The 24,034-nt window shown below is 41.4% G+C and carries 22 protein-coding genes and 3 tRNA genes; 19 read left to right on the top strand and 6 right to left on the bottom strand.

From position 1 onward, the window contains the following. Positions 1-165: 165 nt before the first annotated feature. On the top strand, positions 166-558 hold the full coding sequence (locus GM182_RS07305) for a hypothetical protein (RefSeq protein WP_449186449.1): 393 nt from the start codon (positions 166-168) through the stop codon (positions 556-558). Positions 559-709: 151 nt separating this feature from the next. Continuing rightward, positions 710-2,044 (top strand): hypothetical protein, encoded by a 1,335-nt coding sequence (locus GM182_RS07300; RefSeq protein ID WP_449186448.1) that lies wholly within the window; start codon positions 710-712, stop codon positions 2,042-2,044. Between the two features lie 429 nt (positions 2,045-2,473). On the opposite strand, the gene GM182_RS07295 is transcribed toward GM182_RS07300, so the two are convergent. The 5 genes from GM182_RS07295 to GM182_RS07275 all read right to left on the bottom strand — a co-directional run bounded on the left by GM182_RS07295 (position 2,474) and on the right by GM182_RS07275 (position 4,435). Beyond that, the gene (locus tag GM182_RS07295) at positions 2,474-2,881 is read right to left on the bottom strand and encodes a hypothetical protein (RefSeq protein WP_449186447.1); all 408 of its coding nucleotides are present in this window, start codon (positions 2,879-2,881) and stop codon (positions 2,474-2,476) included. Positions 2,882-3,045: 164 nt separating this feature from the next. Further along, on the bottom strand, positions 3,046-3,663 hold the full coding sequence (udk, locus tag GM182_RS07290) for a uridine kinase (protein ID WP_449186446.1): 618 nt from the start codon (positions 3,661-3,663) through the stop codon (positions 3,046-3,048). Positions 3,664-4,174: 511 nt separating this feature from the next. After that, positions 4,175-4,250: transfer RNA gene (locus GM182_RS07285), tRNA-Phe, on the bottom strand. Between the two features lie 14 nt (positions 4,251-4,264). Next, positions 4,265-4,341, bottom strand: a tRNA-Asp gene (locus GM182_RS07280). Positions 4,342-4,347: 6 nt separating this feature from the next. Next, positions 4,348-4,435 (bottom strand) — tRNA-Leu (locus GM182_RS07275). A gap of 131 nt (positions 4,436-4,566) precedes the next feature. On the opposite strand from GM182_RS07275, the gene GM182_RS07270 reads away from it, so the two are divergent. The 4 genes from GM182_RS07270 to GM182_RS07255 all read left to right on the top strand — a co-directional run bounded on the left by GM182_RS07270 (position 4,567) and on the right by GM182_RS07255 (position 13,497). Next, on the top strand, positions 4,567-5,571 hold the full coding sequence (locus GM182_RS07270) for a P1 family peptidase (protein ID WP_449186445.1): 1,005 nt from the start codon (positions 4,567-4,569) through the stop codon (positions 5,569-5,571). A gap of 187 nt (positions 5,572-5,758) precedes the next feature. Next, the gene (locus GM182_RS07265) at positions 5,759-8,242 is read left to right on the top strand and encodes a copper amine oxidase N-terminal domain-containing protein (protein WP_449186444.1); all 2,484 of its coding nucleotides are present in this window, start codon (positions 5,759-5,761) and stop codon (positions 8,240-8,242) included. 192 nt (positions 8,243-8,434) lie between these two features. Then, positions 8,435-10,879: a copper amine oxidase N-terminal domain-containing protein gene (locus GM182_RS07260; protein ID WP_449186443.1), complete on the top strand. Its 2,445-nt coding sequence runs from the start codon at positions 8,435-8,437 to the stop codon at positions 10,877-10,879. A gap of 161 nt (positions 10,880-11,040) precedes the next feature. Continuing rightward, entirely contained in the window at positions 11,041-13,497 is a 2,457-nt protein-coding gene (locus GM182_RS07255; RefSeq protein ID WP_449186442.1) for a copper amine oxidase N-terminal domain-containing protein, read from the top strand. A gap of 16 nt (positions 13,498-13,513) precedes the next feature. Here the strand turns inward: GM182_RS07255 and GM182_RS07250 are convergent, their stop codons facing one another. Then, positions 13,514-14,350, bottom strand: coding sequence for a hypothetical protein (locus GM182_RS07250; protein ID WP_449186441.1), 837 nt, complete (start codon positions 14,348-14,350; stop codon positions 13,514-13,516). Positions 14,351-14,413: 63 nt separating this feature from the next. On the opposite strand from GM182_RS07250, the gene GM182_RS07245 reads away from it, so the two are divergent. From GM182_RS07245 to GM182_RS07185, 13 genes are all read left to right on the top strand, one after another. After that, on the top strand, positions 14,414-15,502 hold the full coding sequence (locus GM182_RS07245; protein WP_449186440.1) for a mechanosensitive ion channel family protein: 1,089 nt from the start codon (positions 14,414-14,416) through the stop codon (positions 15,500-15,502). Further along, positions 15,480-15,833 carry a cupin domain-containing protein gene (locus GM182_RS07240; RefSeq protein ID WP_449186439.1) on the top strand — a complete coding sequence of 118 codons (354 nt, stop codon included), beginning with the start codon at positions 15,480-15,482 and terminating at the stop codon, positions 15,831-15,833. Before GM182_RS07245 ends, GM182_RS07240 begins: the two co-directional genes overlap by 23 nt. Further along, a complete protein-coding gene (locus tag GM182_RS07235; protein ID WP_449186438.1) occupies positions 15,830-16,834 on the top strand; it encodes a YbbN family protein in 1,005 nt (334 codons plus the stop codon). The genes GM182_RS07240 and GM182_RS07235 overlap by 4 nt, the downstream gene beginning before the upstream one ends. 167 nt (positions 16,835-17,001) lie before the next feature. Beyond that, complete coding sequence (locus tag GM182_RS07230; protein WP_449186437.1) at positions 17,002-17,412, top strand: NADH-quinone oxidoreductase subunit C; 411 nt, start codon at positions 17,002-17,004, stop codon at positions 17,410-17,412. Between the two features lie 15 nt (positions 17,413-17,427). Beyond that, positions 17,428-18,504 carry a hydrogenase large subunit gene (locus GM182_RS07225; RefSeq protein WP_449186436.1) on the top strand — a complete coding sequence of 359 codons (1,077 nt, stop codon included), beginning with the start codon at positions 17,428-17,430 and terminating at the stop codon, positions 18,502-18,504. Positions 18,505-18,516: 12 nt separating this feature from the next. Beyond that, positions 18,517-19,020, top strand: coding sequence for a Na+/H+ antiporter subunit E (locus GM182_RS07220; RefSeq protein WP_449186435.1), 504 nt, complete (start codon positions 18,517-18,519; stop codon positions 19,018-19,020). Continuing rightward, entirely contained in the window at positions 19,017-19,274 is a 258-nt protein-coding gene (locus tag GM182_RS07215) for a monovalent cation/H+ antiporter complex subunit F (RefSeq protein ID WP_449186434.1), read from the top strand. Before GM182_RS07220 ends, GM182_RS07215 begins: the two co-directional genes overlap by 4 nt. Then, complete coding sequence (locus GM182_RS07210) at positions 19,274-19,597, top strand: cation:proton antiporter (protein WP_449186433.1); 324 nt, start codon at positions 19,274-19,276, stop codon at positions 19,595-19,597. The genes GM182_RS07215 and GM182_RS07210 overlap by 1 nt, the downstream gene beginning before the upstream one ends. After that, on the top strand, positions 19,594-19,836 hold the full coding sequence (locus tag GM182_RS07205; RefSeq protein ID WP_449186432.1) for a Na(+)/H(+) antiporter subunit B: 243 nt from the start codon (positions 19,594-19,596) through the stop codon (positions 19,834-19,836). The genes GM182_RS07210 and GM182_RS07205 overlap by 4 nt, the downstream gene beginning before the upstream one ends. Beyond that, positions 19,836-20,129, top strand: coding sequence for a hydrogen gas-evolving membrane-bound hydrogenase subunit E (mbhE, locus tag GM182_RS07200; RefSeq protein ID WP_449186431.1), 294 nt, complete (start codon positions 19,836-19,838; stop codon positions 20,127-20,129). Before GM182_RS07205 ends, mbhE begins: the two co-directional genes overlap by 1 nt. Beyond that, positions 20,113-20,547, top strand: coding sequence for an MnhB domain-containing protein (locus tag GM182_RS07195; protein ID WP_449186430.1), 435 nt, complete (start codon positions 20,113-20,115; stop codon positions 20,545-20,547). The genes mbhE and GM182_RS07195 overlap by 17 nt, the downstream gene beginning before the upstream one ends. Continuing rightward, entirely contained in the window at positions 20,540-20,887 is a 348-nt protein-coding gene (locus GM182_RS07190; protein WP_449186429.1) for a sodium:proton antiporter, read from the top strand. Before GM182_RS07195 ends, GM182_RS07190 begins: the two co-directional genes overlap by 8 nt. After that, a complete protein-coding gene (locus GM182_RS07185) occupies positions 20,884-24,030 on the top strand; it encodes a proton-conducting transporter transmembrane domain-containing protein (protein WP_449186428.1) in 3,147 nt (1,048 codons plus the stop codon). Before GM182_RS07190 ends, GM182_RS07185 begins: the two co-directional genes overlap by 4 nt. Positions 24,031-24,034 lie beyond the last annotated feature (4 nt).

The following is a 24,034-nucleotide window of genomic DNA, read 5'->3' as shown; positions in this document are numbered from 1 at the left end:
GGAGGTTGGTTTATGAATAGAAAAAAACGGGTTTCAGCCTATCCGTAGTTAATACCAAGGAGCTTGGTAGCAGCTACCATGATATTTATTGTTGTCTATAGGTTGGTTTGCTGTAAATATATTATGAATAAAATCATTGACAGAATATAAGGGGGTTTGATAACAATGGCACAAAATATAGACAAAAGTAAAGGGAAAATCTACCTAATTATTGGAGTTGTCATTCTTGTTTTATTGATAATTCTTTTCCTTTGGGGCTTTAAAGGCTGTTTCAAGCATAAAACAGCAGACAACTTTAATGATGTGGTTGTAGAACATGCAGATCAAGGGACACACACCTATGTGGAAACTGCTACAGAGGTAGAGGGGGCCGTAGAAGTTAATCCTACAGTCTTGGCCACCAGCACAGAAGAGGTTGCTACATCTACAACAGTAAAGGAAAAAGAAGCTACTCAGTCCAATATTGAGAACGATACAGAAATGACGGATATTATTTTGCTTCCCAAGGATAAAACCGCTGTAGAGCAGGGTATAAGGCAGGTAAAAAAAACTTTCTGATGCTATTTACCTCTTTAACGGTACTTACGATAAAAGCCTTGCCCCCATTTCCTATAATTTGTGGGAAGAGTTTTATACACCTGATAATACCTTGCTGATACCTATCCATAGCACCACTTCTCAGTTCAACTGGTATGTATCCACTGAAGGGTTGGATGAGTCTGGCGAGTCCGCCACACATCCTGCCGTCTCTATGTTGTGGGGTATTGCAGGACCTAACGGATATAGAGATATTGTCATAGGTACCGATGTCAAAGTGCGTATGCCAGCCGTTAACTGGAAAGTAAGAGAAAAGAAAATGATTAATTGGCTTAATAATTTAAAGAAAACGGGTCAGATAGATGAAGAAAAATATGAACTTCTGTATGGCTGGTTGAAGACACATTATATGTATTATGAAGAAAATCCCATTCTTACCTTTTATGGATTTGACCCTGCACCTTTTATGTCTCTTGTTCTCAAACATAACCTTGTTCAAAAGCCCTTTGGGCAAGGTGGTTTTCAAATTCTAGCATATGACGATGATGGCAGTGATGGTTCTTTGGGGTTTGCATATAAAGGAAGAGCATTGTGGTATGAACTGTGGGATGATAATGCCAACAAGGTCAAGCACCTGCAAGGAGACATTTATCTGACATTTAGAGGTAGGTACAGACCAATAATGGATGATTATGATACTTATGTGAAACTCCAAGGAGCACTTGCGGGGAATGCTGGTAATCTCATTGTATATCCTGAGGGAGAATATCTTATCAAAGTGCATCTTTCCTATATTACTTGGCAGCTACTCTCGGTGGAATGGGAAGTTATTGTAGAATTTCATAAAGACCCCAATGAAGAATATTCTCAGCTTGCTTGGCCACTACTGGAAAAATTGCTGAAAGAATATAATAAAGGCTATACAAAAGGTCATTCCATCAGGGTTAAAACAGTTGAAGAGATGATAAAAGAGATACCTATTTTGCAAAAATATTTCGGTCCCATTTACACAGATTGGAAAAAATCATTTCCTAAAGGATATAACAAGTGTAACAAGAACCTTCTCTATTTCGGTTTTGTGTACAAGCATACCCCTATTACAGGTAGACGTATTGGGGTAGCAGCCACGTGTCCTGAAAACTTTAAAGACAAAGAGGAGATTGAAAAGTATTTCATGCAGAAAACCAACATACCTGCACCTTATGAAAAAGACAAAAAACTTTCTTTGAGAGATGCTGTGTATTATAACTTCCTAAGAAACACCGATTCTGGACAAAGCGGATGGGAGTGGTGGAGTTTTAATCTATTCCCTGCATACTCTTACCCTAGAACTTTCCTGTTCCAAGCTCCGTCATTTAAGGAGAATATTTTTACAGGAAAATGGAATGAGGTGTATAGCGGTGAAATAGAAAACAAGCTGGTAGGCAATGAAAAAACCGATATCCAAAGTACCCAGTGGCGTCTACGATTGTTTGAGTTGAGCTTTATTAATAGGTCGGATATATGATGAGTTGGGGGCTTATATGCCCCCTTTTATAGTTAATTATGTTTTGCTGACAATATGCTGTTGAGAGCTTACCATTAAAAAGCATCCAATGATATGCTTACCGCTCGTTGTGTTGGCTGCATGGGGAGAATGCATAGGGATTTTCTACCCATGAAGAGTGTAAATATATGTGTCAGCAACCATTCTTTAGCTTCCCCAAACCCCTAGATGTCAAGTAGTTTGCTGGTAATGTCATGTCCTGGTAGTAGGGAATGTAAGCAATAACAGGTATGGTAACAACGGCCACTAACAATATGGTTATTCATATTTTTATGCTACTCCCTCCTTTATGATGGTGACAATTTGTATTTTATAGAATCCAAAATCTTAACTATAAAAAGTGAGGATACCTCCACTCTATATATGTTTGATAATGTTTTGCTTTTGTTATTATTCCTCTTGTTCTCTATTTGTTTTAGAAGTTGCCGGTTTTTTCTCAAATATAACCGTGAGCATAGCGGCTATAATAGTTAACACGATGCCAAGTGAAATGGAGAAAAAGCCTATGCCGAACGTTACAAATTGCTTAGGCACAGACTGCATGTCTGTCTGCAATATATAAGCAACTCCTACACTGCCCAAGATCTGCAATGTAGGAACTACAATACGATGGGACATTAGAAGAGTGACGAGCAGTAACACTCCACCGATAATAAGAATGAACAGCCCATCTTGCTGCCAATACTGGTTACCTGTAATATCCTTACCAGTTCCTTTGACGACAAACACTGGCAAGAATGGGCCAGCAGCTATTAGCAAAGCGCCTAGAACAGCTAACTTCCTTCTAATCTTAGACATGCTTATTCCCTCCTTTTGCTAGTTTTTGTTATATTAAAATACATCAACTTAAATGCGTCAAGAGAAAAAATAAGCACTAATTTGGTTTTTCTGTATGTATTGATTTACAATACCTGTGTTGAAAATAATCTATGAGAGGGAAGGCGGCTCTTATGAGCCGCCTTTTATTTTTCTTCTCCCATTTTCCTAAATATATACTCCACAATAACCCTGATAGCCTTCTCGTTGAAACCACCTCTGGGTATGATGATGTCAGCGTATTTTTTGGTGGGTTCTACATAGGCGTCGTGCATGGGTTTCACAGTATTTAGATACTGGTTTACCACAGAGTCTAATGTGCGTCCTCTCTCTTTGATATCTCTTTCCAATCTTCTAATAAATCTCACATCGTTTTCTGTATCGACATATACGGCAAGGTCGTACATATCCCGCAGTTCGGGATAGTAAAGGGCGAAGATGCCTTCTACAAGAACAACAGGATATGGTTGAAATTCGATGAAATTACCAGTTCTGGTATAAGTAGCAAAGTCATATTCTGGCAGTTTTATTGTTTTGCCTTCTCTTAACTGTTTAAGATGTTCAAGAAGAAGGGTATGCTCGATCATGTCTGGGTGGTCATAATTGTATTTTCTTCTCTCTTCCAGTGGTATGTGGCTCATGTCTCTATAATAGTTGTCCATGGGAAGTATGCCACATATATCCTCACCGATATATTCTGCGATTTTCTTAGCAACTGTTGTTTTACCAGAGCCTGTTCCCCCGCCTATACCTATGATAAACATTATGCATTCCCCCTTGTAGCATTTCTAATTTTTCATTTTAGCATAAGGTATGTGTAGCTCGCAGGATGCATTTACTGGTTATATGGTTGATTGTGGGCTAGAGATGAGGAAAATCTTTGGGTTTATATATCCTTGGTGGGTAAATAATTTTTCCTCATATTCTTTCAATAGCCACAGGAACATTTTTAACGGTGTAAAACTTCATGGTTGGGATGGAAAGGTGATAAGAAAGTAGGCTGTGATAGCATACGATCATTTTTCTAAGAGAATGAACATTTCAAAAAAGCTCTGTAGTGGAAAACATATAGACAGCCGGCGTGGACTTGCAGAACTGTCCTTAAGATAAAACATGGGCTCTGAAAGAACGCAGCAGCCAATAAAGAATAATGGTAGTTTTTCCATCAAAGTTTCTTTCAAAATGAGAATGGTGGCGAGGGACGGATACAGCGGCCGACACGGTAGTTTTCAGTTTTCTCTCTGACTACTGATAGTTTTTCTTCAAAACAAAAAATGGTGGCGAGGGACGGAATCGAACCGCCGACACGGGGATTTTCAGTCCCCTGCTCTACCAACTGAGCTACCTCGCCACCGTTTAAAAAACTGGCGGGGACGACGGGATTTGAACCCGCGATCTCCGGCTTGACAGGCCGGCGTGTTAGGCCCCTACACCACGTCCCCACCTCGTGGTGCGGAGGGCGGGACTTGAACCCGCACGGCCGATATGGCCACTAGACCCTCAATCTAGCGCGTCTTCCTATTCCGCCACCTCCGCACCTCGGCGGACCTACATTAGCACAAGTATTATACCGATAAAATGTGTGAGTGTCAAGACTTCCCTATTTTGTTTCACACCTGTATTGTAGGATACTATAAATGTGTTTACCAGTGAGGGGAGGGGTGCATATGCGTAAAAGGCTTATGGACTATGGAGTACATATAGGGAGGTTTTCAAGGGGAAAGAGAAATCTTATTTCCGATGTCCCCGGTGTAAAGGTGGGGAACTGTACGCTGATAAGTGATACACCTCATGTGTATCGTACAGGTATAACTGCGATACTACCCCACGAGGGATGTATTTACAATGATCGTGTTGTGGCATCTTCGTTTGTTCTCAATGGCTATGGCAAATCTACAGGTCTTGTTCAAGTAGAGGAATTGGGGCTTATCGAAACGCCCATACTTATCACCTCTACGCTGAATGTTGGGAAGGTGTGGGATGGGCTTATCTCTTATGTGCTGGGCCATGTACCTGATGCAAAGAGTATCAACCCCGTTGTCATGGAGTGTAACGATGGTAGGGTAAACGAGGCAGAGTATAGACCTCTTGGTGAGAAAGAGGTGTTCTTGGCCATAGAAGGTGCCTCTGAAAATTTTTCGCTTGGCAATGTTGGTGCAGGTACTGGCATGGTGACATTTGGTTTTAAAGGGGGTCTTGGTAGTGCTTCCCGTATTGTAGAGGACTACACTGTGGGGGCTTTGGTGGTGTCAAACTTTGGTAGGAAGGAAGACCTACTGGGTGTGGTAGAGGGGCAGGCTGAGATTGGTTCTATTATTGTGGTGATAGCTACAGATGCCCCACTAACAGCCCGCCAGCTAAAGAGGATAGCTAGGCGTGGTGCCTTGGGTATAGCTAAGGCTGGTGGCTATGCTACCCATGGCAGTGGAGATATAGTGCTTGCCTTTTCTACAGCCCACCGAATACCCCGTAAGGCAGAGGCACCTATAGATATCAAGGTTATACCCGACGATACGAAGCTCTTTCAGAAACTCCTTGATGCATCTGTTGAGGTTGTTTGGGAGGCTATATACGATGCACTTTTGGCATCTGAAGATATGGTTGGAAGAGATGGCAAAGTGTGGAAGGCAGTAGATCCTGATGTCATTTTGAAAAAGGTTCGGTGTATATAAGAGTTTATTTCTGTCCAAATGGGGTTTGTCTGATGTAGTGGGGATTTTCCTGCTATATTTTCTTGTTTTATGGAGATATTGCTTCTTTTTATTAAACAATTTTTCTTAATGGTCGTATACTAATAGTAAGACCTCTCCTTTTTCCACCGAGGACAAGGCCTTAATTTATATATGGGGGTGTTCTACAATGAGAAGGTGGGGTTATTTCATAGTGTTATTCTTGATATTGAGTGTTGTTTTTATGTCTATTCCGTTGGCATGGAGTAGGGAAAATCCTTATACCATCAGCACAGTCGTAACAGATATTTGTGGACTACGAAATATTAGTGATGTGGCTAAATTAGGTGATGCTACATATCTCATAAATGGCAAAGATATCCTTTACTACTGCCAGAAGGGCAGATTGCAGAAAACGTATAAACTAGGTGATGGTTACTCTCCTGTTCGTGTTATTCCTATCAATGATAAATATCTGTGGCTAATAACGACACGAAGCCGTTTTACATCGGGCACCATCGTGAATGCATTGTTGCTTGATGCCAAAGACCTGCATGTATACGATGAGCAGAGCATATATATGAGCGCTGTTGTGGTGGATGTTGATGTTATTGCCAAGGGTAGGATGGTTTCCATGTCACCTGTAAGATACGATACTGATAGGATTGTCGTTGCACTTCTTCACACTTTAGACAAGTCAGATATTGTCCAGCTTCATGCCAACTTAAATACAGGCAAGATAGAGTGGGAGGTTGACAAGGAAGACAATATATGGGCTATAGCCTCTCCATCTGAGCTGACAAACGAGGTATATGGAATTATCAAGTCAGGTGATAAGTGGTATCTGGCAAAGACTACAATGGGAAGTTTAGTGTTTAGTGGGAATAAGACAGAGTTACCCTTTAGTGAACTTGATAGTGCTCTCATTGACGTAAAAGATGGTAAAGCATATATTATCGGTGTCAATGGCACGGACCCTAAAAAGACAAGAAAGATTCTATACCTTGTTGTAGATGTAGGTGCAGGAAAGATACTGTATAATGTTGCTTCCACGCTGTGGGGACCTATAAAATTACTGGATATCAAGGCTTTTGATGATAGATCTGCTGCTATATTCAAAGTTGACTCAGATACATATGTGGCTATTTGGCAAGAGGGTAGGTCAGATCTCCTGGTGTCAGATGATACCAATAATGCCTACCGTATTGATGGCTATACTACGGTTATTGACAATGGCTATAGTGTCAAGGGTGGCTTTTTCTTGCCCCTGAATAATGAGAGATATACAGGAATGGTATGGCAGGTATTTGACTATATGCCTGATGCCAAGGTATCACTTGTAGACAAAGACAAGTATCAGAAGTCTGCCGATGGTTGCATTTATACCCTTACAGGGCATTTGTCGTTTACTGTTCTTGATAACCTTTATGCCCGTGTTCGCATTATGCCAAAGAAGACAGGTCCTGAAGGTCAATATGTTTATCTAACACAAAGTGGCGAGCATATTCCACTGTTTTACGATTTAAAAGAGCATGGAGTTTCCCGGCTTTATGCAGAGACCAGCGCCGAGCTAATAGGTTATTATAGTTTGCTAAGAGACAATGCTTATGAGAATGGAGCATCGTTTGTGTCAACAAAGGATATTGATACATGTTTTCACTATGTTGAACTGAAAAAACCTATGATAAGTGTCAAACAAGATGGCAAAGACATATGGGTTGGCGTGACCACATATAACGACACACATGGCGTTTTGAAGATATACATGACAAAGCCCGACGGCTCTACCAGTGAGGTATACACTGAGAACATAAAGGGAAAGGGCTTCTATACTGCCAAAGTGACACCTCAGTCTACAGGTACATATGCCTTTGTGGCCAAAGAAACTATAGTATCGGGACCAGATAGCACAATCCTAAGAAGTGGCACTGAGAAGATAGGTATAAAAAATAGTCCTACGGAGGCATATTTTCCCAATATCAGCTGGAAAGACAGAGACTTTAGTCGCCAGTATGTCTTTGGGGTTTATGCCGATAAGGCAGGCACACTTTATGTCAAGGAAGGAACATCGGACTATAAATTTGCCGTAGAAGTGGGAAGTAACAGCTTTACCATTCCGCTAAATGAAAGGGGCAAGCACAGTGTGCAGATGAAGTACTGTGTATCTTCAGTTTGTAGCGACTGGAAAACCTATGAGGTAGAGCTCTACGACTACATAGAGATGTGGATAGGTAAGAGGGCTTACAAACTGAATGGTGAAAGTAAGACCATGGATGCAGCACCGTTTATAGATCCCGTAGCATCTCGCACTGTGGTGCCACTGAGGTTTATATTGGAAGGTCTGAGCTTTCAGGTAAAGTGGGATGGGAAGGCTCGCACAATAACAGTAGATGGCAGTGTCAGTAGTGATAAGCGGTCTGTTGTTATTAGTATGCCTATTGCAAAGCCCACAAAGAGGGGTAGATATACAGTATATATGGGTAGTCCTAAAGTTGTTGTAAAAGATAGTGGGGGAACACATACGATAGACATGAGGAACTACAAAGGGCAAGACATGGGGATACCGTTTATCTATGAAAACAGGACATATGTGCCGGTGAGATTCATCAGTGAAATATTTGAAGGGAAAGTAGGTTGGGATGGAGCAGAGCGGAAGGTTACCATAGAGAGATAGGATCTAAAGGGAGGGCTACTATGCCCTCCTTTTGGTATTGTCGTAAGGCTAATATTATTTAGTTTATTAACTTCAATGTAAATCATCTTATTAGAAAAACATTTTGTTTCCGTTGTATAATAATTATAGAACCTCTCCTTTAACCACCGGGGGAAAGTTCTAAATTTTTGTATTTACATGGGGGTGTTCTCAATGAAAAGGTGGTTTATAGTTGTTATTATAGGTTTTGTTATTGGAGCTATTTTTCTAACACCCATAGCCGATGCGGTTTATGAACAAATTGTCAATATTTTTGTAGATACTATTTACACTTCAAAACTTGTTGTCGATGTCATCAAGGATGGCAATACATTTTATATTCTTTCGTCCGATGGAAATTTACAACAAATAGAGAATAATCGATTGGTTAAATCAATGCATGTTTCTTCAAACTATCAGCTTTATAGAATTTTATCTGTTAACGATAAATACTTGTGGCTTATTTCGGTTCTCAAGGGTTATAACAAGTGGTATTTGAGAGCTTCTATTATTGACAAAGAAACATTTCAGACAATTAGCTATACTAGCTTTGCCCTGAATAGTACTAAAACCATTGATAGAATAGATGTTGTTCCGGTTGGTAGACTTGTTTCTGTGTCTCCCCCAAAAGTTGTTGTAGATAAAGTCAATGTAGCGGTTATGTGGCAAGACAAATCTATAAATGCTGTTTCTATTCAATTTACTGTAAATCTTTCTACCGGTATAGTAAGGGAGACGAGGCACTATTTTTCTTATTTGAAAGCTATTGATAGTGAAGGGGCTATTGCAACAAAGATATATGCTCTTGGTATAGATTCTTCCAGTAATTGGAAACTGTATTCAGGTAATGCTTCTACATACACTTTCTCTCAGCAAATATATACTTCTAACTTGCCCGGAATATATGCTGGAGATTTGGAGGTCAAAGGCAATAAAGCGTATGTTGTGCTGGCAAGGGTTCCTTATGTATATATGTATCTTGTTGACCTTGTCCGAAAGCAGCAGACTTTTTTAGGTTTCTTCAGAATTGATGGAGTACCTCGCATTGTTGGGATGACATTTATCGGAGATAGGGCTATTGCAGTTGTAAAAGGCGATAACCGCACATATGTTTTCTCTATAAAGGATGCAAAAGTTAGAAGATGGTATTCAATAAGTCATACTTTCACTATAGGGGATTATTCTTCTCCTGAAAACGGATATATCGTTCCAGGAGGATTTTTCTTGCCTACGAATAGGACTGGATATTCCGGTATGATTTTCCGTTTTTATGATTCTTTACCATCCATCACCCTGAAGGCCTACAAAGATTCCGCCTATCAGAAAAATCCGTCAGGATGTGATATTACATTTTCATCCGATATTTTCTTAGGTATCAATGACACCTTATACGGGGATTTAATCGTCTATAGCAAAGAAAGGGGAATCGAGTTGTATCATCGCATACTGAAGAATAAGGGTTATAAGACCCTTGCTATTACATTACCTAAAAAAGGAGAAAACCACTTTAAGACCTATTTCTATGTAAGAATGAATGGATATACGAGCGGTGGTAGAACTGAGTGGCGTAAAATTGATATACAGCAGGTATGCTTCGATTATATACAACCAAAGGCTCCTGTTCTTTCCTCCATATCTTATGATGGTAAGAGTAGGTATATTAAAGTCAAAGTATCATCACAGAATAAATATGTGAAGCGAACACTATCGATTTTTGTTAAAAAGGAAGGAGAACAACCAAGGCAATTTACAACTTATCGTCTATCGAAGAATGATGTAAGGTATTTTAATGTTGAGCTTCCCACACCAGGAAAATATCTTATATATGTCAAAGAATATATGCAATCTGGATTAAGCCCTACGGTTGCCCTATCAAGTAATACACTTCAGATTCAGAGAACAAAGGAAGTACCGCTTCCTATTGTAACTATGGATTCGAGAACATATAAACGAACATTTTCTTTCAATGTTAAGGTTGCTGTGACGGGTACTTTAGAAGTCCAAGAGGGAAACATGGTTTATAAGATGAGAGCTAGGGTTGGTGATAATACAGTAACTATAAATATGAAAGGTAGAGGACGGCATACGATAAAGGTGCGTTTGTGTTCTGAAGGGATATGCACTGCTTGGCAAACGTATAACATTGAGCTCTACGACTACATAGAGATGTGGATAGGTAAGAGGGCTTACAAACTGAATGGTGAAGACAAGGCCATGGATGCAGCACCGTTTATAGATCCCGTAGCATCTCGCACTGTGGTGCCACTGAGGTTCATATTGGAAGGTCTGAGTTTTCAGGTGAAGTGGGATGGAAGTGCAAGGACGATAACGGTAAAAGGGAGTGTAAGTAGAGGGAATCGGACAGTAATTATCAATATGCCGAAGGTAAAGCCTAGCAAGAGAGGGAGATACACGGTGTATATGGGAAATCCGAAGGTTGAGGTAAAGGATAGGAAAGGGACATACGTGGTAGACATGAGGAACTACAAAGGGCAAGACATGGGGATACCGTTTATCTATGAAAACAGGACATATGTGCCGGTGAGATTCATCAGTGAAATATTTGAAGGGAAAGTAGGTTGGGATGGAGCAGAGCGGAAGGTTACCATAGAGAGATAGGATCTAAAGGGAGGGCTACTATGCCCTCCCTTTTGCATTTAGTATTAGACAAGGGATAATTTTTATTGGAAATTTACCTGACGGGTCTACACTATTTATGGAACCTCCTTATTTCCTCTTAGGGAGTTTTCCTGCTGTTTATTAAATTGGGGGTGTAAAAAATGAAAAGACTGCTTGTTTTCATTCTTGTATTTGTATTGTTTTTGTCGGTCTTGGTTATTGGGTCTTTACCATATGCCGAGGCTACTACTGGTATGGCCTTCTATGGCAATATAAAGACGTATCGAAATGTTCAGTATATGGTGGATGTTGCCAAAGAGGGGAATACAGAATATATTGCCTCTACACATGCTGTTTATAAATATGTGAATGGTGTTCTGAAAGGTACATATAACCTAACTTCGTCATATTATGTTCTTCGTGTATATCCACACGGACCGGATAAACTCTGGGTTGTTGCTAAGATCACGAGAAATTCTCAGAAGTATCTGTATGTTATTCTCGTTGACAAGAGAACTATGCGTATGCTTCGCTATGTTAGCTATAAATTTGCAGTGAACGAGGAACCCAAAAGGATAGATATTGAGTTTTTGGGAAAAATCATTAGTACCTCTCCTTTAAAAACAGAAATTCATAGAGTCATAGTATTGATGAGATTTCCTAGTAGTGATAAAAGTAGTTTAGTGCTTGTGGAAGCTGGTCCATCAGGTAATACTCTGGCTATTAAAAGGAATAGACTTTTTACGGGAATTTACGCTGTGGATAGTCCTAGCTTGTTCTCATCCTATATGTATTTACTGTATTATGGAAAAGTATCTCATAAGATGAAAATTTACAAGCTTAACCCTAATGATCTTTCTGTTAGTTATACTGGTAGAGGATTTTCCATCGGCCTTATCAATGATGCTGATATGGAAATGAAAGGGAATGAAAGAGCCTATATCACGACTATTCAATCATCTGGTGCTTCTTTTATATCTGTTAATATGACAAGTGGAGCTCTTAGATCAAAAACCTTTGCCTCATCCGGCATTTCTCTTCTGTGGGGAATGGCTATGAGAGGTAATTATGTTGTTTCTGTTTTTGGAGGGAGTGGTGGTACCTACATTGCCCTCTGGAATGATGGAAGCTACTATTATTTAAAATCTTCCACGTATTCCTATAGCATAAGGGGAAGAGTTCAGGTAGATACGGGATATGGTATCCCTAATGGTATATTTATACCGCTTGGGTTACAAAGATACAATGGCTATATTGTACAGTGGCATAAAGGACGTATTTCCGTGCCTTCTGTAAGTTTGAAAGATGTAAGTACTTATGCTAGGCGCTCTGATGGTTGCTATTACACCTATATAAACAGAGTGTCACTTCGGGTTTTTGACAATGTGTTGGGATTACTGCAAGTCATTGATCGTACCAATAGCAATACTGTTATGGGTGGCTTTATGTTGCATGGTGATGGGCAAGTTCGCTATTTAAATCTTCACCTGTCATCTCGTAAAAGATATGTGTTAGGGTTTGCCAATAGTGTTTCTCTGCGTTACTACAAACTTTTAGGTAGCACAACGACATCGTGGAAAGGATACTCTTCAAGTTCTATATGTCTTTTATATACAGAGGCAAAACCACCTGCAATCAGTGTGTATCCTACAAGGACTACTGCCAATCGGGTGAAACTGCGTGTATCTTCCTATATTCCATCAAAGCATAAGATAGTTGTACGTGTTTCTGGTGCTAGTACTTATACAACATCTGTGACATTGTCGCAAGGCGGTGTTAGGACCATATATTTAAATTTACCTAAGGCAGGAAACTATACAGTCGTAGCATATGCACTGGTAAAATCTGGTCCATATACTGTGAATAGCGGTTATTCCAACTCCGTGAATGTTACACGGTATGTGACAATTAATAATCCTACGGTGAATACAGCCACACGTACTTATATGCGTTCTCATGTGATGAAGGTTCATGTTGCTAAAACAGGTACCCTCGAGGTTAAAGAGGGAAGCAAACTGTATACATTTAAAGTGTCAGCTGGTGATAATCAAATAACTGTACCACTAAAGAATAGAGGTACTCATACTATTCAAGTTAGACTATGTGTTTCAGGTAACTGTTCCAGTTGGAAATCTTACAATGTTGAGCTTTACGACTATATAGAAATGTGGATAGATAGAAAGAGTTATATGCTCAATGGTTCGTCTGCAACAATGGACACAGCTCCGTTTATAGACCCATCGGTAAGTAGAACAGTTGTTCCACTGAGATTCATACTTGAGGGGCTGAGCTTTGAGGTCAAGTGGAATGGTACCGAGAGAACTATAACGATTAAGGGTAAGGTATCTTCTGGAACACGAACAGTTATTGTGAGCATGCCCAAGTCCAGTGCCGAGATGAGAGGGAGATATAAAGTTTATCCTGGCAGTACAACAGTTGTTGTTACCGACTCATCAGGTACCCATGTAATAGATATGAAGAATTACCAAGGCCAAAATATGGGAGTGCCGTTTATATACAATAGCCGTACATTTGTTCCTGTAAGATTTATCAGTGAGATATTTGAGGCCAAAGTTGGTTGGGATGGAGCAGAGCGTAAGGTTACTATAGAACGATAGGGTACATAGGAGGGGGTTATCCCCTCCTTTTAACCTTGCCGTACCTTTTTAGGATTCTATGAATTTCTTTGTGATCTGGCAACTGTTCTTTTTCTAATTGTGATAGTATTTTTCCAAATTGTTCCCAAAATTCTTCATCATATACATATTCTTTGGTATCTAGCTCCATAGTGTCCGTTTCTATAAATAGTTCTCTTTTTAGTTTCTTTACCCTTTTAAGACGTTTGCCTGTATAGTGTGTTTCTTCTGTGTAGTTGATGGTGTATTCTGTTGTTGCCGCGTAAAAGTGGGTGATTTTATAGTTACGAAACTCACTTTCTGTAGTTTCTGTAAGAATGACAGAGTTTGATCTTTTCGATATTTTGGCAGCTACAGTCTTTATATTGCTCTGTATGGTATACCAGATGTCGAATATATCCTTTCTGTTATTCCAAGTAGCTTCATACGATATTTGCTCGTTATACCGACGGTGCGATTCTCTTTCTACATAATTATCCAGTGTAATTTCCACATTTAAGAAGTCAAATCTGTATATGGACTGGTAATAAGAATAATCGATCGTTATATAATCCGTTAAGTTGTTATCTTCTACCCAGAATGTTATTATTAGGGGCTTTCTGTTATGGTATTTAGATAAAGCCGGTTTTATTGGCCATAGCAAGCATTTGGGAGGAATGGTCATTTCTATGAGTTCTTTTAAGGTGTCTACGTCATAGTTTATATGTAGATTAGAGAGCATCTGAGAAACCTTTTCCAAAACAAGAGGAGCTATCTCTTCAGCCGATGGCTCTATAAGCACAAGTATATCCTCGGCCAGTATATCGTCTTTATTTCTTATTCTTATTAGCGCCATCTGTCTGTCTCCCCTTTGGTTAATTATATAGCTATATGAAATATAAGTTGTATCATAGTAAATATGAAGACACTGGCATGGCTCTATATAGCTGAGTACTTATTCGGGGCAGCTCTGCTGTCACTTATTGTGTGGTTTGTTATGACAAAATTTGAAGCTTGGCTAAAGAAAAAAAGCTATCGCTTTGCCGAAATTTTGCCATCGCTAAAGCTTTATAGCATACTCTTTATCTTTCTTTCTGCCTTTTATCTGATTATACCCTATCTTCCCTTGTCGCCTTATATGCGTAGTCTTGCCCATAAAACAGATGTGTTTCTTCTCTTTTTCCTGATATTCTGGGCCATTGGTGTATTTGTGGAGTTTGTGCTGGGTCTTTACAGTGAGGTTTTCTTTAAAAATATGCCCATCACAGGGCTTTTATGGTCAATACTGAGGTGGACAATCTTATCTATAGGTATACTTGTAGCCCTTGATGCCATAGGTGTGCCGATAACCCCTCTGATTACCACTTTAGGTGTTGGTGGTGTGGCAGTGGCGCTTGCTGTTCAGGATGTGCTTTCTAATATCTTTTCAGGTTTTACCATGATTGTTGCCCATCAGATTAAGCCCGGAGACTATGTCATTGTTGGTGATGAGATAGAGGGGTTTGTCAAAGATATTACATGGAGAAATACTGTCCTCTATGCTCCTATGCAGGGGGTAGATGTTATTGTGCCTAACAATAAGATGGCTCAAAGTGTTGTTAAATCTTCTTCTGCAGGTAGTGGTAAGTTTGGTATTGTCGTATCTGTAGGTGTTTCTTATGGCTCAGACCTTATGAAGGCATATAAAATTATTTCCGATGTGGCTATGAAGATAGCCGAAAATGTGCCAGATGTCAATAAGCAATATCCTCCTATAGTGGCCTATCAAGAGTTTGGGAACTCTTCTATTAATATCAATGTACTATTTCGCATGCACAATCCCGCTCCACTTGCACGATGGAAGGTAACAGATATGTTTGTTAAAGAGGTGAAAAAGGCCTTTGACGAGGCCGGAGTTGAGATACCATTCTCTCAGCATGATATACATATAAGAGATATCAATACCGCGCAGCTGGAAAAGCTTATGGGAAAAGGGGGAAGCAAGCATGGTTATACAGACAGGCAATAGACAGGCTTATGAGAACTTTAGAGGTGGTAAGGGAACAATATATATCACATGGTTTGTAGAGGATATGCCCTATAATGGTAGTCCGCTGAGAAAGATTGCCTTGGTTGAGGTGCCCCCGGGGGCCTCTGTTGGTTTCCATGTCCATGAAGGTACAGAAGAGGTGTATTATGTGCTTTCTGGTAAGGCAAAGTACATAGATGGGGATAAAGAAGTTGTTATTACTGGGGGAACTATTACCATAACCCCTGAGGGCACCGGTCATGGCGTTGAAAATATAGGGGAAGATACCTTGAAACTTCTTGCCGTTATCAACGAGGTGAAGAGAGGGTGAAGATTAGAAAATCTCTATTTGTATTTATGGTCTTTTTACTTTCCATGACTTTGCTTTTGGCTGGTTGTGGTAATACATCGGGTCCTACTGCTACAGTGTCCCAGACATCTACAGGTAGTGTTTCAGCTACCACAAGTGTAGATAACATTCCTAAAGGTAGCATTGCTTTCTGGGGTAGTGTTACATGTGCGGAGAAGTGTGCGAAGGTAGAAAAGGAACTAAATGATAATGGTATACCATTTCAGCTTTGGGAAATTAACCCTATTATCTCTCCAACTACAGCATATGAGTCTTACGATGTGCTGATTAAGGTGTTAAGGGCTTTAAATCCTCCAGAGAACCCCAAACTTCCTATAGCTCTGTATTTTTCAGATACAGGTAGCATCAAGGGAGTGTCTATAGGTATAGTAGAACCCGCAAAGATCATAGATATATATAAGAAGGCGCTGGAGAATACTTCACCTTATCTGTATATGAAAAATGCCACGGTGAAGATAACATCTACACAGATGCAGGCTGTAGAAAACCTTGTTGGGCAGTGGCAAAGGGTGAAAAAGCCAACGCTAAAGCAAATGCAAGATGTTTATGTAGAAATTGAAAATTTGCAGATGCCTTCAGCTACCGATACAGTGAAGGATGGCTTTCTTGTATTTGGTACAACATCGTGTCCCTATACCAAAGGTATGTATCTCTGGCTTAAGAAGATCTATGGAGAAGACCATGTGAGGTTTATAGATGTTTCTCGGTATTCTGATGAGTATGGAAAGCTGACAAGCGTACTATTTGGTAAGGAGGCAGAGGGTATTCCTCTTGTTATGGCATTTAGAGGTGGCAGACCGGTGCTCGCATGGATAGGATTTAGGCCACCATCGTATATAAAGTCTTATCTGGAGACATACCAAGATGGTTTTTATGTGTGGAAAGAAGATGCCTTTCAGAGAGTGGAAGAAGATATTGCCGAGAAATCTTTGAAAATCATTGATGATATGCTCCAGAGATAATATAAAAGTTTAATTGCTATGAAACTGATGGGGGCGGTGAAAAGTCACCGCCCTTTTTCATTTTTGCCGTCAGAAGGAAGCAACAAGTTGTTTGTTTGTATTATTACCCAACATTACACTTTTAGTTTAAAATATCACTAGAAATAAAACATTGCGGGGTGATAGATGTGGGATTTCCGATGGAATTTTTAGATACCTATAAAGAAAAAATGGTGCCCCGAAAGGGGAGTGAGAAAGACTTTGTTGTAGAGATAGAGAGTATCTCTGAATTGTTTGCCATTATTGACAGTTTTATTGTAAATAAGGTAAGACTTGTCACTATTACCTGTTATCCAGAGCCGAAGGGAGACAGATTATTTTTGGAGTATCACTTTGCCGATGGTCCCAGCGTCATTTCTTTGAAGATTCAGGTGCCTGACGATAAGAAAGTACCATCGCTTACGCCTAAACTTCCCGCTGCTGGTTGGGCTGAAAGGGAGATTATGGACCTATTTGCCGTGGAGTTTGAAGGTCATCCCAACCCGGCAAGGCTGCTTATTCCAGAGCATATGGAACGTGGCGTTTATCTAAGGTCTTAAAGGGGGGAACTGCAGATGTCTTATAAATTTCCACTTGGTCCTTTTCATCCTTCCCTTGAAGAGGGAGAGTACTTTGAGCTGGAGATAGAGGGTGAGGTTATCAAAGAGGTCAAAATGCGTATTGGTGTATCGCACCGTGGTATAGAAAAGCTTGCCACAAAGAAAAACTACATGCAGAACTTGGGTCTTGTTGAGCGTGTTTGTGGTATATGTTCTATGCACCACACATGGGCATATGTGCAGGCTGTAGAGAAGGCCTTGGGCTTGCAGGTGCCCGAGCGTGGCGAGTATATTAGGGTCGTTGTTGGTGAGCTTGAGAGAATTCATTCACACATTTTGTGGTTTGGTCTTGGTGCCCATGCTATTGGCTTTGACTCTCTATTCATGTTCCTATTTGGTATAAGAGAGGCTGTTATGGATGTACTTGAGGCCATATCAGGCAACCGTGTCAACTATGCCATCAATACCATTGGTGGAACGAGGAGAGATATCAAAGATCCTGACATGATACTAAAGATGCTTGATGAGCTTGAAAAGAATGTTGCCAAGGCCGTTGATGTTGTTATCAATGATAAGACTTTCCGTATGAGGACCGAAGGTGTAGGTAAGATGACACCCCAGCAGGCATATGAGTGGGGTGTGCTTGGTCCTGTTGCCAGAGGTACCGGCATTGATACAGATATAAGAAGAGATGCCCCTTATAGCGTGTACCCTGAAATAGAATTTGAAGTGCCTGTGGTAGATGGTGGAGATATCTTTGCCCGTGCTGTTGTCAGAGCCCTTGAAGTGCTTGAGTCAATCAAGATTATTAGGCAGGCTCTGAAGAAAATGCCATCTGGACCATACAGAATTCCAAGGGTACCACCTGTTGTGGCTCCAGCTGAGACCATAGCAAGGGTTGAAGCACCCCGTGGTGAGCTGATTTATCACCTTATCTCTAACGGTACTAATAAGCCCCACAGGTTGAAGATAAGAACACCTACCATTATGAACTTGCCGGCCCTTGCTGAGATGATGAAGGGTGCTTCTATTGCCGATGCACCACTACTTGTGCTTCATGTTGACCCATGTATGTCTTGTATGGATAGATAAGGGGGGATGACTGTGAAAGGGAAGGCATTTATAGGAATTTTCATCTGGGCATTTGTCCTGTGGCTCCTGTTGACCATGTCTTTGAATGTGTGGGAGCTTGTCACAGGTGTGCTTGTTGCCCTATTTGCGGCATTTGCCGGTGCTTCTATGCTTGCTGAAACAAAGTGGGTAGATGTGCTGGTAAACCCTGCTAAGTGGCTTGGTTTCATTGCCTACCTAGGTGTGCTGTGGATAGAGATTGTGAAGGCATCTATAGATGTTTGGATGAGGGCCATGGGACTAAAAAAGCCCGATGTAGACGCCGGTGTGGTTGCCATACAGGTGCCTAACCAGTCTGTTGAGTCTATGGTGATGCTGGCAAATTCTATAACACTGACGCCGGGAACTATCACGGCAAAGATAGAACCAGAGAAAAAGACGCTATATATTCACTGGATTGCCATTGGCGATAAAGAGAAGTGGTACGAGGATATTGCCGCTGCTCTCAATCGCGGTGTAAGGAGGGTTTTGCCATGAGTGTGTGGGTTTACATGTTTGTAGGACTTATACTACTTTCCATTCCCATGCTATATATTGTGTTTACCGGTAAGACCATACTGGAAAAACTTGCAGCTCTGGATACCATAGGGGCTATGGGAATTGCTGCTCTTATGATGTTTTCCGCTTATGCCGGAAGAAATATATATATGGATATAGCCCTAACACTGGCTCTGCTTGATTTCCTTGGCAACCTTGCCTTTGCCCGCTTTATTGCAGGGAGGTGGGACTAATGGACATATATGCCTATATCTCGTTTGGCTTTGCCTTCTTGTTTCTTATAGGGTCTGTTGTTGGAGTATTTCGCTTTAAAGACGGTTATCAAAAAATGCAGGCTGTTACCATTGCAACAAGTATGTCAATGTTCTGGTTTGCACTTGGTGTTGCCCTCTACAGCATGGATATAACCACGGCTGTGAAGGCACTTCTTGTGTATCTCTTTATGCTAATCACATCTGCCGTGTCTTCCAATATGGTTGTTAGGGCTTCTCTTGAGGCTGGTATTAAAGTGGAGGGTAAAATCAACCTCTTTACAGAAGGCGGTGATGAGCAGTGATTTATGTACATATAGGTGTTGTAACTCTGATGGCACTTGCCGCCATATATATACTGTTTAGCAATAACAATCTTTACAATGTTGTTGCCCTTGAGGTTATTGGTGTTCTTGCTGTGCTAGAGTTTCTGCTTCTTCATGCTCCCGATGTTGCCATTGCAGAGGCCGCTGTTGGGGCAGTTCTTAGCCCATTTGTGTTTCTTGTTGCCATACGCCTCACAAAGCGAGGTGAGGAGAGATGATGAGAAAAATCATTGTTGCCGTGGTACTTATAGGTATTTTCTTCTACCTCGGCCTTAGCGTCTATAGTGTAAGGACATTTGGTGACCCAATGGGTGCCACATATGTGGGTATGCATATCCTCAAAGATGCTATAGGAAGAACACATGCCTCTAACATAGTAACTTCTATCGTGTTTGGATACAGAGGATATGACACGCTGGGTGAGGCAACCATATTCTTTGTTGCGGTTCTTGGTTTCTACTGGACAATCTCCCGCATGAAAGGGGGTAAGAAGAGTGACCATAGTAGCTGATAAGACAGCAAGACTGCTGTATCCTTTCATACTGGTCTTTGGTGCTTATGTCATCATACACGGACATCTTACACCGGGTGGAGGTTTTCAAGGTGGTGTGGCAATTATAGGAGCTCTTGCCCTTGTATACCTTGCCATGGGAATAAAGGCCGTCTACCAATATGTATCGCTCCGAAGCCTAACCATTGCCGATAGTTTGGGAGCCCTTCTATTCCTGCTATGGGCATTTCTGGGACTTGTATACACTGGCTATTTCTTTGGTGATTTTGTAGGTAAACTCTGGGGCGATGGGACATTTAGAAGCTTGCTCAGTAGTGGTGTTATAGCCTTGATGAATATCTCCGTTGGTATCAAGGTGCTTGGTGGTGCCGGCGAAATTGTTGTCGGACTTGTAAAGGGGGTGGGGGCCGATGCTTAGTGTTATCTTTTACGGCATACTCATGGTGATGTTCCTCTTGGGACTGGCCGTTTTGCTACTGTCTAAAAATGCCATCAAAGCCGTTATGGGCCTTGCCGTGATGACAACAGCTTTAAATGTGTTTCTTGTGTCCCTTGGCTATGTTAAAGGTGGTACTGCTCCTATATTCTTTGATGTAAGTTTCACGACAAAGGCTGCTGATCCTATTCCTCAGGCCCTTACACTGACATCTATTGTTATTGATATAGCGCTGACAGCTTTGGCACTGGGTTTTGCTGTGTATCTATTTAAGAAGACAGGATCTGTAGATCTTCGTGATATGAGGAGGTTGAGGGGATGATGGGGTTCTTAGGACTTGGTGACCAGTGGGCATCACTGCTTATAGTATTTCCTTTGCTTGGTGCCTTTCTCATACCGTTTGTATATGCCTTTGTGAAAAATAAAAAGGTATCTGCATGGATAGCCATACTGACCACAGGTGCCGGTCTTATAGTGGCGATAGATACACTTATGAAGGTGCTTGGTGGTCATACCATAGAGGTTATTATGGGTGGCTACATACCACCTATGGGTATCAACTGGAGAATAGATATATGGGGAGCCCTTCTCACAACGCTTATATACTTCATAGGCTTCCTTGCCACTATCTACTCTATAGGTTATGTGAAAGAAGATAAATGGGTTCAGTACTTTGCCACTATGCAGGTTATGATTGCCGGTGCAGTAGGTGTGGCGATGACAGGTGACCTGTTTAACATGTTTGTATTCTTAGAGGTGGCATCTATTGCCGCATATATTCTTGTATCTACGGAGGCTGAGGCTTCTACGCTTGAGGCATCATTTAAATATCTTGTGCTTGGTAGTATGGCAACCTCTTTCATACTGCTGGGTATTGCCATACTGTATGGTGCATATCATACACTGAATATTTACGATATCGCCTCTAAAATAGGAGCTCATCCTATGCTTGATATTACCGCTATAGCACTTCTTCTTGTTGGTCTCGGTGTTGAGGGTGCTATGTTCCCACTAAACAGCTGGCTTCCCGATGCGCACCCATCTGCTCCATCTCCCATATCTGCTATGCTTTCAGGTACTCTTATTAAAATAGGACTGGTGGGAATTGTCAGGGTCTTAATTATAGTGAAAAATACTCCTTACTTTGACAGAATACTTCTGATTCTACTTGTGTGGGGTATTCTCACCTCCTTATGGGGAGAGCTTTCTGCCCTTAGGCAGAAAGATGTAAAGAGAATGCTTGCCCATTCTTCATCTGCCCAGATGGGCTACATCGTGGCAGCCCTTTCTACATTTACACCTATTGGTATTGCCGCAGCACTGATGCACATGCTGGTGCACGCTTTATCTAAGGCCCTTCTGTTTATGTCTACCGGTAGTCTGATAGAGGGTAGACATACAAGGGACATAGAGGGGCTCAAGGGTAGTGGAAGGAATCTCTCCGGTGCTATGTATGCTGTAGGTGCACTTTCTCTTATGGGACTTCCACCACTGCCCGGTTTCTTCTCTAAGTTTCTTATCCTTGTATCTGTATATCAGAAATGGGGACTGCCCCCTGTAATATTCATTCTTCTTGCTGCAGCTGTAGAAATCTTCTATTACCTCAGGCTTACAGCCGTGCTCTTTGATGTCGGTGAGAAGATAAAGGAAAATGGTTATATCTTACTTTCTGCTCTATTGCTTGGTATCACAGTAGTGGTACTTGGCTTTATGCCCCATGTGCTTGAGCATATTGCCACTGCCGGCAAAGATACACTATCATCGGTGCTACCATATGCCTCTCTTATGCCATCGGGTAGCTTTCTTATAGCACTGGGATTGCTTCTTGGTTCTGCGGTGATATGCCTTATACCCGGACTTAGGGTTGTTGGCATATTGCTTGGAATTGGTGCCGGTGGCTATGGTGTATATACTATGCTTGGTGCCACGGTGCCTGCAGTTGTTTCTGTGCTTGCCTATCTTGCCGTGTTTGGCGTTGCGTTTATTCATATACAAGGTGATGGCAAGGCAGATGGCGTAAAAGATGCCCTCTTGTTTGTGGCTTTTGCATCACTCCTCGCTGTGCTGAACACAAGCAGCATGTTTGTGCTTCTATATTTCTGGGAACTCATGAGTGTGATGGCATTCTTCATGTTCCTTACAGAGTCCCGCAGGGCTATGAGTGGCGTTTACTACTCCACCATGATGACTGTTCTTTCTTACATCTTCATGGTAGGTATTGTTGCCCTATATGTCGGTACTGGTAGCTACGCTATGAGCAGTCTTTCCTATGTATTTGCCGCAGCTCTTGTAGGTGTGGCAATGGCCCTCAAGCTTGGTATGTTTCCACTTCATGTCTGGGCAGAGTATGGGTATAGAGACGCACATCCTGTGGTTGCCGGTTATCTATCTGGTGCTGTTTCTAAGGTGGCATTCTTCTTGCTGTTTATAGCTGCTGCCTATGCTACACTGCCGGCTAAGCTGAACTATATTCTTATACTACTTGCCGGTATTACGGTTGTATGGGCTGGCTACAGGGCTATTGTTGCCGATGACCTCATGGGGATACTGGCATATTCTTCTATCAGTCAGATGTCTTATGTCCTTGCCGGTGTGCTTATTGGCGGTGCAGCACTCAGTGGTGCATGGCTTCATGCACTGGGCCATGCCGTATTTGAAACGGGTTTGTTTATTGTTGCCTATGTGATACTTCTTGTCTATGGAACCACAAAGATAGATGAGCTGAAAGGTAAAGGTGGGGTACATCCTGCCATATTCTACCTTGCCATAGTCTTGTTTATGTCTCTTGCCGGTGTGCCACCACTGTCTGGCTTCGTGTCCAAATGGCTTATGTATCAAGGAGCCCTTGATGGTGGCTTTGGCATTGTGGCAGTGCTCATGATGATTGGTTCTGCCATGTCTATGATGTATGGTCTGAGGTTTATCATTGCCCTATCTGGCAAGCCCCAGAAAGGTGGAGAGCTTTCTATCGTGCCTCTGGCTATATATTCTCTTATCACATTGGGACTTGGTATCTATCCGTGGCCTTTCTTTGAGAAGTTATCTACTGCCCTTGCACCATTTAAAGTAACTGTTCCGCTGACATGGAAAGAGCTTGTGCTTGGCACATCTGGTGGTGGAAAGTATACAGCGCTGATGATTATTACCCTGTTTGTGCTGTCATTTATCTTGTTCCTGATATTCTACGGGCTATCTGCTCCAGCAGAGAGAAAAGGTAAAGTATTTAGGGGTGGTACTTTCTACGAACCTACAGATGAGAATCTACCAGCTCTTAGTGATATGCTCTGGCCTATGGGACATGTAGGTCAGTATATTTCCTACTTTGATACATGGCATCAAGGTGTGGCATTTCTTACACAAACAGTTGCCGATGTGCTTAGGGGTGTTTACACGGGATATCTACCGGACTATGCACTATATGTCTCTATCACCCTGGCAGTAGTGCTAAAACTTGCACACATATGAGGGG

The organism is Zhurongbacter thermophilus, from assembly GCF_026184435.1.
GTDB lineage: Bacteria > Coprothermobacterota > Coprothermobacteria > Coprothermobacterales > JAADFF01 > JAADFF01.
This window is presented reverse-complemented; position numbering and strand designations above follow the sequence as displayed.

Coding starts and splice junctions, on each gene's coding strand:
- GM182_RS07305 (WP_449186449.1), top strand. CDS start 166: ATGGCACAAAATATAGACAAAAGTAAAGGGAAAATCTACCTAATTATT.
- GM182_RS07295 (WP_449186447.1), bottom strand. CDS start 2,881: ATGTCTAAGATTAGAAGGAAGTTAGCTGTTCTAGGCGCTTTGCTAATA.
- udk (WP_449186446.1), bottom strand. CDS start 3,663: ATGTTTATCATAGGTATAGGCGGGGGAACAGGCTCTGGTAAAACAACA.
- GM182_RS07270 (WP_449186445.1), top strand. CDS start 4,567: ATGCGTAAAAGGCTTATGGACTATGGAGTACATATAGGGAGGTTTTCA.
- GM182_RS07265 (WP_449186444.1), top strand. CDS start 5,759: ATGAGAAGGTGGGGTTATTTCATAGTGTTATTCTTGATATTGAGTGTT.
- GM182_RS07260 (WP_449186443.1), top strand. CDS start 8,435: ATGAAAAGGTGGTTTATAGTTGTTATTATAGGTTTTGTTATTGGAGCT.
- GM182_RS07255 (WP_449186442.1), top strand. CDS start 11,041: ATGAAAAGACTGCTTGTTTTCATTCTTGTATTTGTATTGTTTTTGTCG.
- GM182_RS07250 (WP_449186441.1), bottom strand. CDS start 14,350: ATGGCGCTAATAAGAATAAGAAATAAAGACGATATACTGGCCGAGGAT.
- GM182_RS07245 (WP_449186440.1), top strand. CDS start 14,414: ATGAAGACACTGGCATGGCTCTATATAGCTGAGTACTTATTCGGGGCA.
- GM182_RS07240 (WP_449186439.1), top strand. CDS start 15,480: ATGGTTATACAGACAGGCAATAGACAGGCTTATGAGAACTTTAGAGGT.
- GM182_RS07225 (WP_449186436.1), top strand. CDS start 17,428: ATGTCTTATAAATTTCCACTTGGTCCTTTTCATCCTTCCCTTGAAGAG.
- GM182_RS07215 (WP_449186434.1), top strand. CDS start 19,017: ATGAGTGTGTGGGTTTACATGTTTGTAGGACTTATACTACTTTCCATT.
- GM182_RS07210 (WP_449186433.1), top strand. CDS start 19,274: ATGGACATATATGCCTATATCTCGTTTGGCTTTGCCTTCTTGTTTCTT.
- mbhE (WP_449186431.1), top strand. CDS start 19,836: ATGAGAAAAATCATTGTTGCCGTGGTACTTATAGGTATTTTCTTCTAC.
- GM182_RS07190 (WP_449186429.1), top strand. CDS start 20,540: ATGCTTAGTGTTATCTTTTACGGCATACTCATGGTGATGTTCCTCTTG.
- GM182_RS07185 (WP_449186428.1), top strand. CDS start 20,884: ATGATGGGGTTCTTAGGACTTGGTGACCAGTGGGCATCACTGCTTATA.